General features: G+C 52.6%; 16 protein-coding genes. 9 read left to right on the top strand and 7 right to left on the bottom strand.

The genetic code is table 11. The features are described 5' to 3' along the window. Nucleotides 1-4: 4 nt before the first annotated feature. Both HZ99_RS17205 and HZ99_RS17200 read right to left on the bottom strand, forming a co-directional pair. Entirely contained in the window at nt 5-1918 is a 1914-nt protein-coding gene (locus HZ99_RS17205) for a copper resistance system multicopper oxidase (protein ID WP_038444665.1), read from the bottom strand. Between the two features lie 178 nt (nt 1919-2096). Continuing rightward, nucleotides 2097-2303, bottom strand: coding sequence for a co-regulatory protein PtrA N-terminal domain-containing protein (locus tag HZ99_RS17200; protein WP_032856636.1), 207 nt, complete (start codon nt 2301-2303; stop codon nt 2097-2099). 385 nt (nt 2304-2688) lie between these two features. Between HZ99_RS17200 and flgB the strand changes: the two genes are divergently transcribed. Then, nucleotides 2689-3102 (top strand): flagellar basal body rod protein FlgB, encoded by a 414-nt coding sequence (gene flgB, locus HZ99_RS27920; protein ID WP_076963049.1) that lies wholly within the window; start codon nt 2689-2691, stop codon nt 3100-3102. 30 nt (nt 3103-3132) lie between these two features. Here flgB and HZ99_RS27915 read toward each other — a convergent pair whose 3' ends face one another. The 5 genes from HZ99_RS27915 to HZ99_RS17180 form a co-directional block, all read right to left on the bottom strand. Then, on the bottom strand, nt 3133-3333 hold the full coding sequence (locus HZ99_RS27915; RefSeq protein WP_074321237.1) for a heavy-metal-associated domain-containing protein: 201 nt from the start codon (nt 3331-3333) through the stop codon (nt 3133-3135). A gap of 111 nt (nt 3334-3444) precedes the next feature. Then, nucleotides 3445-5802 (bottom strand): heavy metal translocating P-type ATPase, encoded by a 2358-nt coding sequence (locus HZ99_RS17195; RefSeq protein ID WP_080727722.1) that lies wholly within the window; start codon nt 5800-5802, stop codon nt 3445-3447. A 2-nt stretch (nt 5803-5804) separates the two neighbouring features. Then, the gene (locus HZ99_RS17190; protein ID WP_051903179.1) at nt 5805-6050 is read right to left on the bottom strand and encodes a DUF2933 domain-containing protein; all 246 of its coding nucleotides are present in this window, start codon (nt 6048-6050) and stop codon (nt 5805-5807) included. A 95-nt stretch (nt 6051-6145) separates the two neighbouring features. After that, nucleotides 6146-6682, bottom strand: coding sequence for a cupredoxin domain-containing protein (locus HZ99_RS17185; RefSeq protein WP_038444662.1), 537 nt, complete (start codon nt 6680-6682; stop codon nt 6146-6148). Between the two features lie 163 nt (nt 6683-6845). Beyond that, entirely contained in the window at nt 6846-7199 is a 354-nt protein-coding gene (locus HZ99_RS17180; protein ID WP_038444660.1) for a co-regulatory protein PtrA N-terminal domain-containing protein, read from the bottom strand. Nucleotides 7200-7405: 206 nt separating this feature from the next. On the opposite strand from HZ99_RS17180, the gene HZ99_RS17175 reads away from it, so the two are divergent. From HZ99_RS17175 to HZ99_RS17150, 8 genes are all read left to right on the top strand, one after another. Then, nucleotides 7406-8101, top strand: coding sequence for a heavy metal response regulator transcription factor (locus tag HZ99_RS17175; protein ID WP_017341638.1), 696 nt, complete (start codon nt 7406-7408; stop codon nt 8099-8101). After that, nucleotides 8098-9486, top strand: coding sequence for a copper resistance membrane spanning protein CopS (gene copS / locus HZ99_RS17170; RefSeq protein WP_038444657.1), 1389 nt, complete (start codon nt 8098-8100; stop codon nt 9484-9486). The genes HZ99_RS17175 and copS overlap by 4 nt, the downstream gene beginning before the upstream one ends. 339 nt (nt 9487-9825) lie before the next feature. Further along, nucleotides 9826-10209, top strand: a complete 384-nt coding sequence (gene copC, locus HZ99_RS27910) for a copper homeostasis periplasmic binding protein CopC (RefSeq protein WP_017341635.1) — start codon at nt 9826-9828, stop codon at nt 10207-10209. A gap of 3 nt (nt 10210-10212) precedes the next feature. Further along, entirely contained in the window at nt 10213-11151 is a 939-nt protein-coding gene (copD, locus tag HZ99_RS17165; RefSeq protein WP_038444655.1) for a copper homeostasis membrane protein CopD, read from the top strand. A gap of 74 nt (nt 11152-11225) precedes the next feature. Further along, nucleotides 11226-11567 carry a hypothetical protein gene (locus HZ99_RS29265; protein ID WP_076963050.1) on the top strand — a complete coding sequence of 114 codons (342 nt, stop codon included), beginning with the start codon at nt 11226-11228 and terminating at the stop codon, nt 11565-11567. A gap of 99 nt (nt 11568-11666) precedes the next feature. Next, nucleotides 11667-12923: a TolC family protein gene (locus HZ99_RS17160; RefSeq protein ID WP_019334916.1), complete on the top strand. Its 1257-nt coding sequence runs from the start codon at nt 11667-11669 to the stop codon at nt 12921-12923. Further along, a complete protein-coding gene (locus HZ99_RS17155) occupies nt 12920-14404 on the top strand; it encodes an efflux RND transporter periplasmic adaptor subunit (protein WP_019334917.1) in 1485 nt (494 codons plus the stop codon). The genes HZ99_RS17160 and HZ99_RS17155 overlap by 4 nt, the downstream gene beginning before the upstream one ends. Further along, nucleotides 14401-17544, top strand: coding sequence for an efflux RND transporter permease subunit (locus HZ99_RS17150; RefSeq protein WP_038444652.1), 3144 nt, complete (start codon nt 14401-14403; stop codon nt 17542-17544). The genes HZ99_RS17155 and HZ99_RS17150 overlap by 4 nt, the downstream gene beginning before the upstream one ends. Nucleotides 17545-17594 lie beyond the last annotated feature (50 nt).

Here is a 17594-nt window from a genome sequence, read left to right as displayed (position 1 = left end):
TCCTTTACTCATCAACCCGTACTTCACGGAACATGCCCATTTCCATATGGAAAAGCAGGTGGCAGTGATATGCCCAGCGGCCTAAGGCATCAGCGGTGACTCGATAGCTGCGTTTGGTACCAGGTGGCATATCAATCGTGTGCTTGCGCACCATGAACTTGCCGTTCTCATCCTCGAGGTCACTCCACATGCCGTGAAGGTGGATGGGGTGGGTCATCATGGTGTCGTTCACCAAGGTGATGCGCAGACGCTCGCCATACTTCAGGCGCAGCGGTTCGGCGTCAGAGAATTTGATGCCGTTGAACGACCACGAAAACTTCTCCATGTGACCGGTCAGGTGAAGCTCGATGGTGCGATTTGGCTCGCGGCCGTCAGGATCTTGGAAAGTGCTTTTCAAGTCGGAGTAAGTGAGCACTCGACGACCATTGTTCCGCAAGCCTATGCCAGGATCGTTCAGCTTTGGCGTTGGACTCATGGCTTGCATGTCAACCAAGGGATTGTTGGTTTCAGAGGCTGGGTGAGTCTGCATTTCTCCACCCATACCGCCCATGCCAGCCATCCCTGACATATCGCCACTGCCCATTCCTGCCATCTTGCTGTGGTCCATGCCAGCCATGTTGGACATGTCGCCTTTGTCCATGCCAGCCATCTTGCTGTGGTCCATGCCAGCCATGTTAGTCATGTCACCGCTGTCCATGCCGGTCATCCCGGTCATGTCACCTTGGTTCATCCCTGCCATCTTGCTGTGATCCATGCCGGCCATTCCACCCGAGCTGCCATGGTCCATACCAGCCATACCGCCCATCCCCATGTCATCCATAGTTACTATAGGACGTGGGTCAATCGCAGGTATCGGTGCCTTTAGGCCGTCACGCACTGCAAGTGTTCCGCTGGCGTAACCTGTGCGATCCATAGACTGAGCGAAGATGGTGTAAGCCTCATCAGTAGCAGTCTCCACAATAACGTCATATGTTTCAGCTACCGCAATACGAAACTCGTCGACGCTCACCGGCTTGACATGTTGACCGTCTGCGGCAACCACGGTCATCTTCAACCCAGGAATGCGGACGTCGAAATAGCTCATGGCGGAGCCGTTGATAAAGCGCAGACGGAGTTTCTCACCCGGTTTGAAAATACCAGTCCAGTTACCGTTGGGTGCCTGGCCATTCATGAGATAGGTATAGGTATCCGCGCTGACATCGCCGAGGTCAGTAGGACTCATGTTCATCTCAGCCCACATCTTTCGATCTGCTACCGTCGAAGACCAACCTTTGCTGCTGACATCGTCTATGAAGTCTCCGACGGTGCGCTTGTGATGGTTGTAATAGCCCGATTGTTTCTTGAGCTTCGCCATAACGCGACTGGGATCTTCGTCGGTCCAGTCAGTCAACATCACCACGTAGTCGCGATCGTATTGAAACGGTTCAGGTTCTTTCGAATCGATGACGATTGGACCGTAAACGCCTGCCTGCTCCTGCAAACCCGAGTGGCTGTGATACCAGTAGGTTCCGTTCTGATGAAGCTTGAATTTGTATTCGTACATGCCATCGGGTGCGATGCCATGGAAGCTCAAGCCAGGCACACCGTCCATGTTGGCGGGTAAGATGATCCCGTGCCAATGGATTGATGTGTCTTGGTCTAGACGGTTTTTTACACGCAGAGTGACGGTCTCCCCCTCACGCCAACGCAGCAACGGTCCGGGCAATGATCCGTTGATGGTCATAGCTGTGCGAGGCGAGCCTGTGATGTTTACAGGGCTTTCACCAATAAACAGATCAAATTCGTTACCGGAGAGTACGCTCGGCATACCAGGACTTGTCACCGCCCATACAGGAGTGCGCCAAAGGCCAAGGCCGCCGAGAATGCCACCAGCGGCCAAGCCTTTCACGAATGTCCGCCTAGAGGTTTTGGAGTGCATGCCGTTATGTCCAATCAGTCAAAAGGGAAGCCGCGCGAAACAACAAATGAATTGTCTGGATGAGACTCACTCACCGTTACAAAAGACGAACTCAAACGGTAAGCGAGCTCAGAAATTGCCACATTTAAACCACCACAGTGATTACATTTCTGTCAGCTTGTGAGCGTAGCTCAAATATTTAGCAATTTTTGTGGTCCATCGCCCTGGCTTTGCTTTCCGCGACAGGAGGCTGGGCATTTTTCGTTTGGGCTACTTGGTACGATTCCATCGAGTTACTCCTGGCCGCTTCCATACGTTCGAAAGTGCGGTCACCTCCGCCTTCAGCCATAGCAAAAGAAGATACGGTCAGAGCAGCGATGACGAACAAGGTTTTGATAGGGTTCATTTGGGTTTCCTCTGATAGATGGTAGCCCCTGAATCCACAACAAAGTTGTTGATGCTCAGGGAAGAGCTTAAGGCTCAATAGGACTATAAGACTGATTCCCTGTCAGGCAGCTTAGGCCAATATTACAGTTGTGTCAGGTTCCGATATTTCTCTTGAGCTGCGATGTACTTAATCCGTATGGTCTATCCATTGTCGGAATTCGCTGAAATCAAGCTCCTAAAATTTAGCCGTTCGGTGTTCTGTGCTTTCGGTCACTTTCACAGGGCTTGACGTTTTTTGAATTTGCACCGGAGTTATAAGCCGACTCAGACGCACCACATTCAACACATAAGTGTTTGATATAGGTGAAAATGGGAAATAGTAGCGTGACGGAAGGTGGCCGCTTGTGAGCATTAATTTTGAAAAAGCGCTTGGCTCCGCAGAAAGAGCGTTAGTTTATCGCAGCCAAAGAGCTGAGGTACTTAGCAATAATATCGCTAACGCTGATACTCCTAACTTTAAGGCTAGAGATTTGGAGTTTTCTGCTGTGCTCGCCAGCCAGACAAAACGAGGCTTGGATTCTCCGTTCTCTTTGAAAACAACAAACCTAAAACATATTGCCGCAAACGAATTAGCAAGTGATGGTCAAGGTGATGGTTTGTTTTACAGCACGCCTTACCAACCGTCACTTGATCAAAATACTGTGGATGCACAGCTTGAAGTGGCAAAGTTTACTGATAACGAAATTCATTTTGAAAGCGCTTTTAATAGATTGAACGGAGCATTTAAGGGGCTGCTTAAAGCTCTGCGAGGTGATTAGTAAAATTTACCCAACAATGAAATCGGCGCCTTAAGCGCTGATTTGCGATGGGAAACCGAGTGATTCGACAGCTTTACGAACTTGCTCTGGGTTTTCGCTACTTTCAACGCTTACCTTACCTGCCGCGCGATCCACGGAAACTTTAGCCTCGCTGTCCAACGATTGAATCGCTTTAGTGATTTTGCTGACGCAGCTACCGCAACCAATGCCTGATACGTTTAAGACGAACATGGTTATACCTCTTGTGCTGAGCGGTCTCTTTTCACCGCGATGACAGCATCAACGTTGACACCGCGGTAAGGTCAAGAGTTATGTTTTGTGGGGAGCGAGCAACGGTTGCGCTCAAGCTATATGGGTATTCCTCAGTCTCAAAGCATTGAAAACTACTGACGCAGAACTGACGCTCATGGCTAACGCAGCGATCATCGGCGACAGAAGGTGCCCCGTCAGCGGATAGAGTAGGCCTGCGGCCAAGGGAATACCCATTGAGTTGTAAAGGAAGGCGAAACCCAAGTTTTGCCGCATGTTTTTTACTGTCGCAACCGAAAGTGCCCGTGCCCGTAGAATCCCCATCAGGTCGCCTTTTACCAGCGTGAGCTGAGCGCTATTCATCGCGACATCAGTCCCTGTACCCATGGCAATGCCCACATCTGCACGCGCTAAGGCCGGTGCGTCGTTGATACCGTCGCCGGCCATGGCAACCTTTCGACCGTATCGCTGGAGGTCCGCCACCAGGCGCTCTTTGTCCTGAGGTTTAACTTCTCCATGAACCTCTTCAATACCCATCTCCTTGGCGACAGCACGTGCGGTGGTGAGCCCGTCTCCGGTGGCCATGATGATTTTTACGTTATCAGCTTTAAGCTTGGTGACTGCTTCTTTGGAGGTCGGTTTTATCGGATCTGAGACCGCCAGTAATCCTGCCAGAACCCCGTCAACTGCTAGATAGATGATGCTGATGCCTTCAAGGCGCAACAACTCTGCACGGTACTGTAAGACCTTAGTGCTTACACCGGCAGCGTCCATCAGTGCTGTGTTGCCCAGCTGTACCTTCTTGCCATCAACAAGGCCACTGACTCCAATCCCAGACCCGGACTCAAACGATTCAGGTTTGGTGAGCACGATATTTTCAGTTCGGGCATGGTCGACGATGGCGCGCGCCAAAGGATGTTCGCTGCCTTGATCAAGGCTAGCGGCCAGTTGAAGAACATCGTGTGGGTTGAAATCTGGTGTGGCGTCCACACTGTGAAATACCGGCCGTCCCTCTGTAAGGGTCCCCGTTTTATCGACAATCAGCGTGTCGATCTTGCAAAGGTTTTCAATAGCACTGGCGTCCCTGAACAGCACACCCATACTGGCCGCTTTACCCGTCGAAACCATGATCGACATTGGCGTTGCGAGACCAAGTGCACAGGGGCAAGCGATGATAAGTACGGCGACAGCGTTGATCAGGCCGAAGACCCAGCTGGGCTCCGGGCCGAATAGTCCCCAACCTAAGAATGTCAGCAACGCAATCGCGATAACTCCCATCACAAAGTAGCCGGCGATCGAGTCTGCCATTCTTTGCATTGGCGCTTTGGAGCGTTGGGCTAGAGCAACCATTTGCACTATCTGCGATAGCATGGTGTCGGCGCCGACCTTTTGCGCCTCCATCACCAAGCTCCCGTGAGTATTAAGCGTGGCGCCGATCAAACTATCCCCTGGTCTTTTCATTACCGGCACAGGCTCACCAGTGAGCATGGACTCATCCACCGCACTTTCTCCCTCGAGCACAGAGCCATCAACTGGCACCTTTTCACCAGGTCTGACCCGCAAATGGTCGCCCAAGTGAACATGGGTAAGAGGAATGTCTTCCTCCTGACCATCGGCGTTGATCTTGCGTGCAGTTTTGGGAGATAGGCCTAGAAGGGACTTAATTGCTGCGGAGGTTTGTGACCGTGCTTTTAGCTCAAGAATCTGCCCAAGCAAGGTGAGCGAGATGATGACCGCAGCGGCTTCGAAGTAAACGCCGATGCGTCCATCTTGCATGAAGGTGGTGGGAAAACTTTGGGGAAAGAGGGTTGCTGCGACGCTGTAAAGATAAGCTGCGGAAGTACCCAAACCTATCAGAGTCCACATATTTGGACTGCGATTTCTAACAGATGCTATGCCCCTTACAAAAAAGGGCCACCCTGCCCATAAGGTAACCGGTGTCGCAAGAGCAAACTCGATCCAGTTTTGAACCGAACCATGGAAGAGTTGTAATGAATGGCCCGCCATGGCTAGAACGGTCACTATCACGGTTAAAGGCAGAGACCACCAAAAGCGGCGCGCGAAATCACGGAGCTCGGTTTTGTCATCGTCATCTAGCGCCGGAATGACAGGTTCTAATGTCATGCCACATTTTGGGCAATTGCCGGGCCCTGGCTGTTTTACTTCCGGGTGCATCGGGCAGGTAAATTCAGTGGCTACTTGGAGCGCGGGTTCTGTAGCCGCGATGCTGGGTTCAGTGCTGGGATGAATACCACTGTAGTGCTCTGGAGCTGCCCGAAATTTCTCTTGGCATTTCTGGCTGCAAAACTGATAAATCTGTCCCTGATAAGACTCGCCAAATTTACTTGGAGGCGTAATCGTCATGCCGCACACCGGGTCACGTAGATCAGCGTCAGGGGGCGAAGCTGCGTGGGTAGGACCGTGATCGTGGTGGCTCGGTTTATTGGGCATAGCTATTTCTCTTCCTTGTTGGCTTGCGCCTGATTGCCATGGTCATGTGCGCCATGTCCATGCCCAAAAAAATGCATCAATGGACAGATCAACAGAATGAGATAGGGCAAGTATGTATAGACGTGGCTGAAATGCTCCCGCACCACGTAGAAGGCGCCGATCACAATGAACATAATCAGTACAACGCCTGTTTTGCGCGTCCAAAATGGGGTGGTGATGCTTCCAGCCGGATGCTGATGGTTATTCATGATCTAGACCCCAGTGTTTGAGCGAGTTGCTCTGATGTCTGCCTCAGAGCGTAGCCAACTCTTGAGGAGACGCGGGTTTAGCGGTCAGTTCGGGCTCACTTCAGGTCAAATTGACCGACCATCCCAGACTGGTAATGACCTGGTACGTTGCAGGCAAATTGAAGTCCAGTTGTATTGTTGAAGGTCCAGATCAATTCCTTTGTTGCTCCGGGCTCGATCAGCATGCTGTTCGGGTCGTTGTGTTCCATTCCAACCATCTTCATCCCTCCCATGCTGTGACCCATGCTGCCCGTCATTTTCCCTGACCCGGTGGGTGTAAGCGTTCCATTCTGGAACATGCTCGCCATTTCTTTTTGGTGCGCCGCATGAGCGGCGGCTTGGCCGATATTGAATTCGTGCAGCAGTGCGCCCTTATTACGAAGGACAAAACGAATAGTCTCACCAGGCTTCACATCGATGTTTTTAGGCATGAAGAAAATATCACCCATCTCCACATCTACCGTACGGGTCACCGCAGAAGCGACGCCAGGCTGGCCGATGTCCTCTTTGCCATGACCTACGTCTGCCATGGCCGTCGCACCGAGGAATAAGGTGATCGCCGCAATAACTGGGGTAACGAGCTTAGCTTTCATGATGACCTCAAGAGCAAATGGAAAACACTAGCTATGCTAAACGGATAGAGCTGCCAGCTAACTGACGTGAACACTACATTTCTGTCAGTTTCCAAGAGTAGTGCGGCGCGCTTATGACGCCGTACCAACCGAGCGGATCAAACAGCCCATCGGAGGTACCCGGTTACTGATGGCTCTCAGAAAGCATCAGTTTGTGTTCGCGCTGCATTTGGTTCAAAACGTCATCAACCATAGCGTCGTGCTTTTCCATCCAGGAAAGATGTTCCTGAGGCGACATTGATGCTTTTGGGTGATCCTGATGGAGTTGGTTCATGATCTCGCCCAGCAGTTTCATATGCTCGGCCATGTGTACATGGCGCTCTCCCTCTGGGGCTTTTTCAGCTTGTACCAAGGTCGCTTCTGCTTTGTCGCGTAGGCTTTCCATACGCTCCGCAATCCGATCTGCGCCACCTTCAGCCAAAGCAGACGCTGAGATGAGTATCGAACCCACAAAGAAAAGGATTTTTAGATGATTCATGAGGAAGCTCCTTTTTGATCTGTTTTCCGGCTCCCACAAGGTTTCATGCGGCGGCGTCGGTCGAGTACTAGGGAGTACTCATGCTCGAACCCTAGACAGCACTCGCTGACATCTACCTGAAGCCAATATTACTTTTCTGTCAGTTGCTGGTTGGCAGAAGCATTTCCTTGCAGACTCATCATCACAATCATTCGAGAGCCACCCCCATGAGACTTCTGGTTGCGGAAGACGAACCCAAAATAGGCATTTATTTGCAGCAAGGTCTTGCTGAGGCAGGGTTCAATGTTGATCGCTTTACCAATGGTAAGGAGGCGCTTCAACACGCGTTGAGCGAGGCTTATGACCTGCTGATTCTCGATGTGATGATGCCTGGGCTGGACGGATGGGAAGTACTTCAGAAGGTGCGGGCATCCGGAAAAAATGTCCCCGTGCTTTTTCTCACGGCGCGAGACCGCGTCGAGGATCGCGTCAAAGGACTTGAGCTGGGGGCAGACGATTACCTCATAAAACCCTTCGCTTTTTCTGAATTGCTGGCCCGCGTCAGAACGCTGCTGCGAAGAGGGAGTACAGCCCCCTCCCAAACTCATATGAAATTGGCTGATCTTGAGGTTGACCTGCTCAAGCGCAGGGTTGTCCGTGGAGGCAAACGTATAGATCTCACGGCCAAAGAGTTTGCGTTACTCGAATTGCTGCTCCGTCGTCGAGGTGAGGTGCTGCCTAAGTCGCTTATCGCTTCCCAGGTGTGGGACATGAACTTCGACAGCGATACTAACGTCATCGAGGTCGCCGTAAGGCGGCTCAGAGCAAAGATTGATGATGATTTTGAGGTCAAGCTTATCCACACCTCCCGAGGCATGGGCTACATGCTAGATGCGCCGGATTCTGGGACGGGGCTGGAATGAAGCGAATGTCTCTGACTACCCGCATGAGCCTGATGTTCATGCTAGCTGTAACGGCGGTGCTCACCGTCGCTGGACTCAGTTTTAACAGCCTTAGCCGGCATCATTTCAAAATGCTAGATCAGCAGGCGCTAAACGAGAAGCTACACTCGACCCAAAGAATTTTGACGGGATTGAGTAGCATTGACCAGTTCAGTGATGTTAAGCCTGAGTTGGAGGCGCTGCTGGGTGCTCACCGAGATTTGACAGCCCTGATCTTCGATGGTCACGGCAAGACCCTTTTTGCTGATCCAGGTCCAATCGATATTCCTGAAGACTTTCGCACGACCTCAAACAACAATGTTTGGGAGTGGCGTGATGATGAGCAAACGTTCCGGGGAATAACGGCGCAAGCGATTGTGACGGGACAAGAAAAACCGCTGACCGTACTGTTAATCTTTGACGTTACGCAACATATGGCGTTCTTTGAGACGCTTGAACGCTGGTTTTTGATAGGGTTGTTTATAAGCGCGCTGGTCAGTGCGGCGCTGGGCTGGATGGTCGCGAGCAGTGGACTAAGGCCTATTCGCCAGGTTACTCAAGTCGCTGCGTCAATGTCTGCTAAATCGCTCAAAGAACGAATTCCTTTAGCGGCCGTTCCTAAAGAGCTTCAGCAGATGGTGCTTTCTTTCAATGCAATGTTATCTAGACTGGACGATGCATTTGTTCGCTTATCAAACTTCTCTGCGGACATTGCTCACGAACTACGAACACCTGTCAGCAATTTGATGACTCACACCGAAGTGGTTTTATCTAGAAAAAGGAATATTGAGGACTACGAAGACAACTTGTACTCGAATCTTGATGACCTGAAGCGTATGGGCCGGATGATCGATGACATGCTTTTTCTAGCGAAATCTGACAATGGTCTGATTTCTCATGAAAACAAACCGATAGACTTGGTAGCACTAGTAGAAAAATTACTCGAGTACTACCGCTTGCTGGCTGATGAGCAAGGCATCGACCTCAAAGTGACAGGGAGAGGCAGCGTCCGAGGTGACGTTCTTATGCTCGACAGGGCTATCTCTAATCTGCTCTCAAATGCGCTCCGGTACACCCCCGCAGGGAAATGTATTAGCGTCGATATAAGGCAGGAAGGGACGTCAATCTCAGTCTCCGTGGAAAACCCTGGAGAACCTATCGCTCCTGAGCACCTTGAAAAACTGTTTGATCGATTTTATCGAGTGGACCCCGCTCGTAGAGAAGGAAACCCAAGTAATGCGGGGCTAGGCTTATCAATCACTCGATCCATTATCGAGTCGCATGGCGGCAAGATATGGTGCACGTCGTCAGATGGAAAAACAGCCTTTCATATACAACTCCCATGTGCGAGTGCAGAAAATGCATAGTCAACGACACCATATACACCCGAGCAGCTATGTGGTCTTGCGAACGGTTTTCACGGTGTGCACGTCGCAAAACGGAAGCCCGTTTTAACCATTTTTTCAAGAAATTCAGCGTCCCAAAGCAGGTCCAAGCTGACTGAAATGTAATCGAATAGTTTGCGTTCGTGTGGCATCGTGTACTTGCGCTGTGACGTTGGAATTCTTGTGATTATTCCTGTCCAGCCCGCCCTAGAACAAGGAATTTGCTAGGTAGCTCGCCAGTGTTTTTAATAAGCGTAAAAGTAATAACTAGATACTCATCAAAAACCTAGAATCAACAGCTTTTGCTGTGAGGAGTCTTGCATGTCATTCCTTAAAACCACCACCGTAGCTGTAGCACTGACAGCGGGTTTGCTTTTGAGTGCAGTTGCTCAGGCACATCCAAAGCTGCTTTCTTCCACTCCAGCAGAAGGGTCGGATGTTGCTGCTCCTGCGAAAATTGAACTGCAATTTTCTGAGAATCTAACGACTCAGTTTTCCGGTGCTAAGCTGATCATGACCGATATGCCTGGCATGCCTAACTCCCCAATGGGCGTTAAAGCAGCTGTTGCAGGCGGTGGAGATCCTAAGACGATGGTTATTACGCCTGCATCGCCATTGACCACAGGTACTTATAAAGTTGAGTGGCGTGCCGTCTCGTCTGACACTCATCCAATTACCGGCAATTTTTCTTTCAAAGTGAAATGATTCATGAGCGACTCAATAAATATAGCTGTTCGCTTTGCTCTATATTTTGATCTGATGCTGTTATTTGGACTGGCAATATTTGGTCTTTATAGCCTGAGAGGAAAAGAGAGAGTATCGGGAGCAGTTTTAAATTTTGAGTCGCTTCTTTACAGTACATCTGTTTTAGGTGTAGCTCTGTCTCTAGCAGCCATGTTGTTGCTTGCGAAAGCTATGAGTGGTGTGTCGGGCTTCATGGAGCTACATCACCATATTTTTCAAATGGTTCTCATGGGGACGGACGTCGGTTTGACCTGGATGGTCCGGATAGTGGCGTTGCTGACGGCTGTTGTCGGCGTTGCTCTGAGTAAGCGCTTTCCGACACTTAGTCTTTGGATTGTCAGTGTATGTGGCGCCATTGCGCTAGCGACGCTGGCATGGACAGGGCATGGTGCGATGGACGAAGGGAGCCGTCGTTACTGGCATTTTACTAGCGACATCTTCCATCTCTTGGCCGCAGGCGGTTGGTTGGGTGCGTTGGCAGCATTTGCACTGCTGCTGCGTTTAAAATCGCTGAAAGGTGATCAGGAAGTACGAGTTCTTGCTCGGGTACTGACAGGGTTTGAATCGGCCGGCGCGGTGATTGTAGTAATCATCAGTATAACGGGCGTGGTGAATTACCTATTTATCGTAGGACCAAGCCTCGATGAGGTGATGCTCAGCACTTATGGCCAGTTACTATTTTTGAAAATCCTGCTATTTGCAGGGATGATCGTATTAGCCACGCTTAACCGTTTTCATCTAAGCCCCTTATTGGAGCGATCAGTTCGCAATGGCGAATACGCTGTCGCGGTGAATGCCTTGCGCCGTAGCATGAAACTTGAGTTTTCAATGGCGGTCATCATTATCTGTCTTGTCGCATGGTTAGGTACTTTAAGCCCTGTCATGGAAATGAGCGCAGCATAGACGTTGGTAACAGCCAATACAGGAGTCTTAAGGGTGAATTGTAAGGGCCATTTGCACCGTCTACACTTTAGCCCATGAAACGCTATGTGCGGTTTTGCCTGATTTTCCTAATTAGCTTGGCGCTTCCCCTTAGCGGGATGGCGGGTGTTCAGGCATCGACTGAACCATGCCCGATGAAAACCATGGATATAGCGATGAAGGATGGTATGGGTCAAGACTGCTGTCACGACATGAAAAGTACCGCTGAGCATGGCAAACCTTGTAAGTCGGGCCAGGAATGCAAAACGGGCGGCATGCTGCAAGTCTCGATCATCAAGCCTCCTATTACCTTGTCCAGTCCAATCGTTCCGCCCTTCTCCAGCCATTTCCCACTCGTACAAACCCCTTCTGGGTTATGGCGACCGCCCCGTACTTGATTCCTGTACCACACTGAGCCTCATTCCGCGTTAGCGGGATGGCATATCTGCGCGCATGTCTTATGAAGCGCGCGGTGGATCATCACAGGAATCGTGAACATGAACTCCAACTGCTTTTGCACAGGTTGGTCCCTCGTGGCCGGCCTGGCGGCAAGCGTACTGGCATTGCCGAGCCTTGCTGGTGCATTGACACTCGATGAAGCGCTGCGGCTGGCCGAAAACAATGCACCGTCGTTGACCGCACAAGACGCCAAAATTCAAGCAGCCACCAGTGCGGCCATTCCCGCTGGCGAACTACCCGATCCCAAGCTACTGCTGGGCGTGCAGAACTACCCCATTGGTGGTGCCGACAGATGGAGCATCGACCAGGACTTCATGACCATGCAAATGGTCGGGGTCAGACAGGAGATGCCCAACAGCGATAAGCGCAAAGCACGTATCGAGGTCGCGGATGCGGCTGTTGATCGAGCGTCCGCTGAGCGTCGAGTGGCGCGTCTGAACGTCCGACAGTCCACGGCATTGGCCTGGATCAGTAGCTACTCGGTTGAGCGTAAAGATGCGATGTTCCAGGACTTCTACAAAGAAAACCGTCTTCTGACCGATACCGTCAGATCTCAGATTGCGGGTGGCCGCGCCCAACCCGCCGATGCGGTGACACCTAAACAGGAAGCTGCCCAACTGGCGGAGCAGCAGGATGATTTAGTTCGCCAACGTGCACAGGCCCGGGCGGCCCTCAAGCGCTGGATTGGCCCAGCTGCCAATGACAAACCGGCGGGCAGCTTGCCTGATTGGCCCATTGAAACCTCTGGATACTCCCATAAGCTGCAACATCACCCTGAATTGGCGGCGTATGTGCCGATGACCCGTGAAGCACAAGCCAAGATCCGTGAAGCTGAGGCGGAAAAGCAATCTGACTGGAGCTGGGAATTCGACTATCAGCATCGAGGCAAACAATTCGGTGACATGGTTAGCGTCCAGTTTTCATGGGATCTCCCGCTGTTTCCTGACTCTCGGCAAAACCCCAAAATTGCGGCAAAGCACGCCGAACTCAACCAGCTTGAGGCTGAGCGGGAAGCTCTGTCGCGCGAGCATACCCAGCAACTGGAGGATGAGTTGGCCGACTACGAGCGACTCAATCGTGCAGTCAACCGTAATCAGGAAAGCTTGTTGCCGCTGGCTAAAGAAAAGGTTGAACTCACCATGGCTAGCTACCGTTCCGGCAAAGGTGATTTGAACTCGGTTGTGGCCGCCCGACGCGAACTCATCGAAGCCCGTCTCAAGCAGATTGACGTTGAAGAGCAACGTGCTCTCACCAGCGCTCGCCTGTATTTCTCTTACGGGGAGCCCGCTCAATGAATTTCAAAGTATGGAAAGGGACTTTAGTTGTCGGCATCTCGATTGCCTTGGGTGTTGCCGGAGGTTACTGGTTAGCCCAACCGCGAATGAGCGAAGTAGCTGGTGTCGAGCCGGATCAGGAAGCCAAAGCCTCTCCTGATCGAAAGGTTCTGTATTGGTATGACCCCATGTACCCACAACAGAAATTCGATAAACCGGGTAAGTCACCCTTCATGGACATGCAGATGATCCCCCAATACGCAGATACCAAGGGGGACAGCGGCGGCATTCGAATTGATCCAAGCCTGACTCAGAACCTTGGTGTGCGACTGGCTAGTGTCAGTCGAGGGGTATTTGCCTCGACACTGAACGTGGTAGGTGTTCTGGCCTTCAACGAACGGGACGTTGCAGTCATTCAGGCCCGTACGGCGGGTTTTGTCGAGCGCGTGTACGCCCATGCACCTGGTGATGTGCTGAAAGTGAATGCCGCCTTGGCAGATATCTTGGTGCCGGATTGGGCAGCTGCTCAAGAGGAATTTCTCGCCCTCAAGCGTAGTGGCGATGCTGACTTGCTGACAGCGGCCCGCCAGCGATTGAGGCTCACCGGAATGCCAACTAAGTTAATTGCTCAAGTTGAGCGCAGTGGCAAAGTTCAACCGAACCTGACTCTGACCAGCCCTATTGGTGGTGTGCTTCAAGAGCTGAGTGTGCGTGAAGGTATGACGGTGGCCGCAGGCGAGACGCTCGCGCGTGTTAATGGTTTGAGCAGTGTCTGGCTGGCCGTGGCGGTACCAGAGTCGGAGGCTGGGTCAATCGTTGTAGGGCAAGCAGCCGAAGCGCGTTTGTCCGCGCTCCCTGGAGTTGTGCTCAAGGGCGTCGTCAGTGCGATTCTTCCGGAAACCAGTTCGGACAGTCGCACACTTCGCGTTCGAGTTGAGTTACCCAATCCGGATGGCCGACTCAGGCCAGGTTTGACCGCGCAGGTAAGTCTCAATCGTTCGACGGAGCAAAGTGTTTTGTGGGTGCCGAGCGAGGCCGTCATTCGTACCGGTCGACGTACGTTGGTCATGCTCTCTGAAGACGCTGGTCGATATCGCCCGGTGGAGGTGCAGTTAGGCCAAGATAACGATGGCAAAACGCTGATATTGAAAGGCTTGGAAGAGGGGCAAAAAGTGGTGACTTCTGGCCAGTTCCTTCTCGACTCGGAGGCCAGTCTCAAGGGCGTTGTCGCAAGCTCACTGGACGTTTCGCCATCTACTGTAACCGCAGGCGCTTTGCATGAGGCCGATGGTCAGATCGTTGAGATCAACGACAAAGAAGTCACGCTCGCCCACGGTCCCTTCAGAACATTGGGTATGTCAGGCATGACGATGACTTTCCCTCTCGCCGCTCCAGCTCTGATGAAGGATCTTAAAACGGGCGACAAGGTTCGGATCGCTGTCAGCCAGACGGAAGATGGTCTGCGCGTTGAGCGTCTGGAACGCTCTGGGACCCAGCCATGATCGCGGCCCTTATTCGCTGGTCGGTGGCTAACCGCTTTCTTGTGTTGCTGGCGACGCTGTTTGTCACGGCATGGGGGATCTGGGCGGTTCAAAGTACGCCCATTGACGCACTGCCAGACCTGTCGGATGTTCAGGTAATTATCCGTACACCTTATCCAGGCCAAGCCCCACAGATCGTAGAGAACCAGGTCACCTATCCATTGGCAACCACCATGCTCTCTGTGCCTGGTGCCAAGACTGTGCGCGGTTATTCCTTCTTTGGCGACAGTTTCGTTTACGTACTATTCGAAGACGGAACTGACTTGTACTGGGCTCGCTCGCGCGTATTGGAATATCTGAGCCAGATACAAAGCCGGCTTCCGGCCAGTGCCAAGCCCGCTTTAGGACCTGATGCCACTGGGGTTGGCTGGATTTTCCAGTACGCCCTGGTAGACCGAAGCGGCGGGCATGACTTGGCGCAGTTACGTGCCTTGCAGGACTGGTTCCTTAAATTCGAGCTTAAGACCCTACCGAACGTTGCGGAAGTGGCCACGGTGGGTGGCATGGTAAAGCAGTACCAGGTGCAGCTTGATCCGGTGAAGCTGGCCAGCTTGGGTATCACGCAGTCTGAAGTGACCGAGGCGATCGGCAAGGCCAATCAGGAAACTGGTGGGGCGGTGCTGGAGATGGCGGAGACCGAGTTTATTGTGCGGGCTTCCGGGTACTTGAAGACCCTCAATGACTTTCGTGCTATCCCACTCAAACTGGGCACGGGTGGTGTGCCGGTCACTCTGGGCGATGTTGCCACGATTCAGATGGGGCCTGAGATGCGTCGAGGCATCACCGAACTCGATGGCGAAGGTGAGACCGTCGGCGGCGTTGTAATTCTGCGCAGCGGTAAGAATGCTCGAGAAACCATTGCGGCGGTCAAGACCAAACTCGACGAGCTGAAAAGCAGTCTGCCGGCGGGGGTAGAAATCGTCACCACCTACGACCGCAGCAAGTTGATTGATCGTGCCGTGGAAAACCTCAGCCACAAGCTGATCGAAGAGTTCATCGTCGTCGCGTTGGTCTGCGGAATCTTTCTCTGGCACCTGCGTTCATCTCTGGTGGCAATCATCTCCCTGCCGGTTGGGGTGCTGATCGCCTTCATCGTAATGCGCTATCAGGGTATCAACGCCAACATCATGTCCCTTGGCGGGATTGCCATCGCCATCGGCGCCATGGTCGACGCTGCCGTGGTGATGATTGAAAACGCCCACAAGAAGGTCGAGGCTTGGCACGTGGCTAATCCTGGGGAGGAACTGAAAGGTGAACGTCATTGGCACGTGATGACTGAAGCGGCTGCCGAGGTAGGACCCGCATTGTTCTACTGTCTGCTGATCATCACCCTGTCGTTCATTCCGGTGTTCACGCTGGAGGCTCAGGAAGGACGTCTATTCGGTCCATTGGCGTTCACCAAAACCTACGCTATGGCCGCAGCGGCTGGACTGTCGGTAACTCTAGTTCCGGTGTTGATGGGGTATTGGATTCGCGGACGAATTCCTAATGAGCAACAGAATCCGCTAAATCGCTGGTTGATCCGGATCTACGAGCCCGCTCTGGACGCCGTATTACGTCGACCTAAAGTAACGCTGCTGGTTGCATTGCTAGTCTTTGTCAGCGCGTTGTGGCCGATCTCTCGTCTGGGTGGTGAGTTTCTTCCCCCGTTGGACGAAGGGGACCTGCTCTATATGCCGTCAGCTCTGCCTGGATTATCGGCGCAGAAGGCCGCGCAACTGCTTCAGCAGACTGACCGTCTGATAAAGACAGTTCCAGAGGTCGAACATGTTTTCGGAAAAGCCGGCCGCGCTGAAACCGCGACTGACCCGGCACCGTTGGAAATGTTCGAGACCACCATTCAATTCAAACCACGCGAACAGTGGCGCCCAGGCATGACCCAGGAAAAGCTCGTTGAGGAGCTAGAACAAGTGGTGCGTGTCCCAGGATTAACCAACATCTGGATACCGCCTATTCGTAACCGTATCGACATGCTGGCCACCGGCATAAAAAGCCCGATTGGCGTGAAGGTTGCCGGTACCAACCTGACGGAGATCGATGCCGTCACCCAAGCCATCGAGCGTGTTGCCAAGGACGTCTCAGGTGTCAGTTCAGCGTTAGCCGAACGACTGACCGGTGGCCGCTATATTGATGTGGATATCGATCGCAAAGCTGCGGCACGCTATGGGTTAAATATTGCCGATGTGCAATCAATCGTGGCCGGCGCAATCGGCGGTGAAAACGTCGGGGAGACGATTGAAGGGTTGGCTCGTTTCCCAATTAACGTACGTTACCCTCGTGAGTGGCGGGATTCGCTCGGCGCTTTGGAGCAGTTGCCGATCTACACCCCGCTAGGCAGCCAGATCACCCTTGGCACCGTGGCGAAGATCAAGGTCAACGACGGGCCGCCAATGCTCAAGAGTGAGAACGCACGGCCTTCAGGCTGGGTGTACATCGATGTGCGTGGCCGGGACATTGCCTCCGTAGTCGCCGATCTACGCCGGGTCGTCAGTGAGCAGGTCAAGTTGCAGCCCGGCATGAGCCTGAGCTACTCAGGTCAGTTCGAGTTTCTCGAAAGGGCCAACGCACGACTCAAACTGGTGGTGCCTGCCACGCTGTTGATCATCTTCGTGTTGCTCTACCTGACATTTGCACGCCTTGATGAGGCTTTGCTGATTATGGCCACGCTGCCATTCGCTCTCACGGGCGGGGCATGGTTTCTCTATCTGTTGGGATTCAACCTGTCGGTTGCCACCGGGGTCGGCTTTATCGCCTTGGCCGGTGTTTCTGCCGAATTTGGCGTGATCATGCTGCTCTACCTGAAAAATGCATGGACCGAGCGTCAAGACCTCGGTGACAACACAGAACGCGGGTTGATGGCCGCGATTTGTGAAGGCGCTGTCCAGCGCGTTCGACCTAAGGCTATGACCGTGGCAGTGGTTATCGCTGGTTTGTTACCTATACTTTTGGGAGGCGGTTCCGGTAGCGAGGTTATGAGCCGCATTGCCGCCCCGATGATTGGCGGTATGGTTACGGCACCCTTGCTATCGCTGTTTGTGATCCCGGCGGCCTATCACCTCATGCGTCGTCGACACTTGTCCGTTGAGCCTGGCAAGCACTGACGCGTAAAAACGCATACGAAAGGGGCTGCGCTTGCAGCCTCGTTTGAGCT

The sequence above is a fragment of the Pseudomonas fluorescens genome (genome assembly GCF_000730425.1).
Taxonomy (GTDB): domain Bacteria; phylum Pseudomonadota; class Gammaproteobacteria; order Pseudomonadales; family Pseudomonadaceae; genus Aquipseudomonas; species Aquipseudomonas fluorescens_X.
Note: the sequence above shows the minus strand (reverse complement) of the source record. Positions and strands in the feature narration are given on the sequence as shown.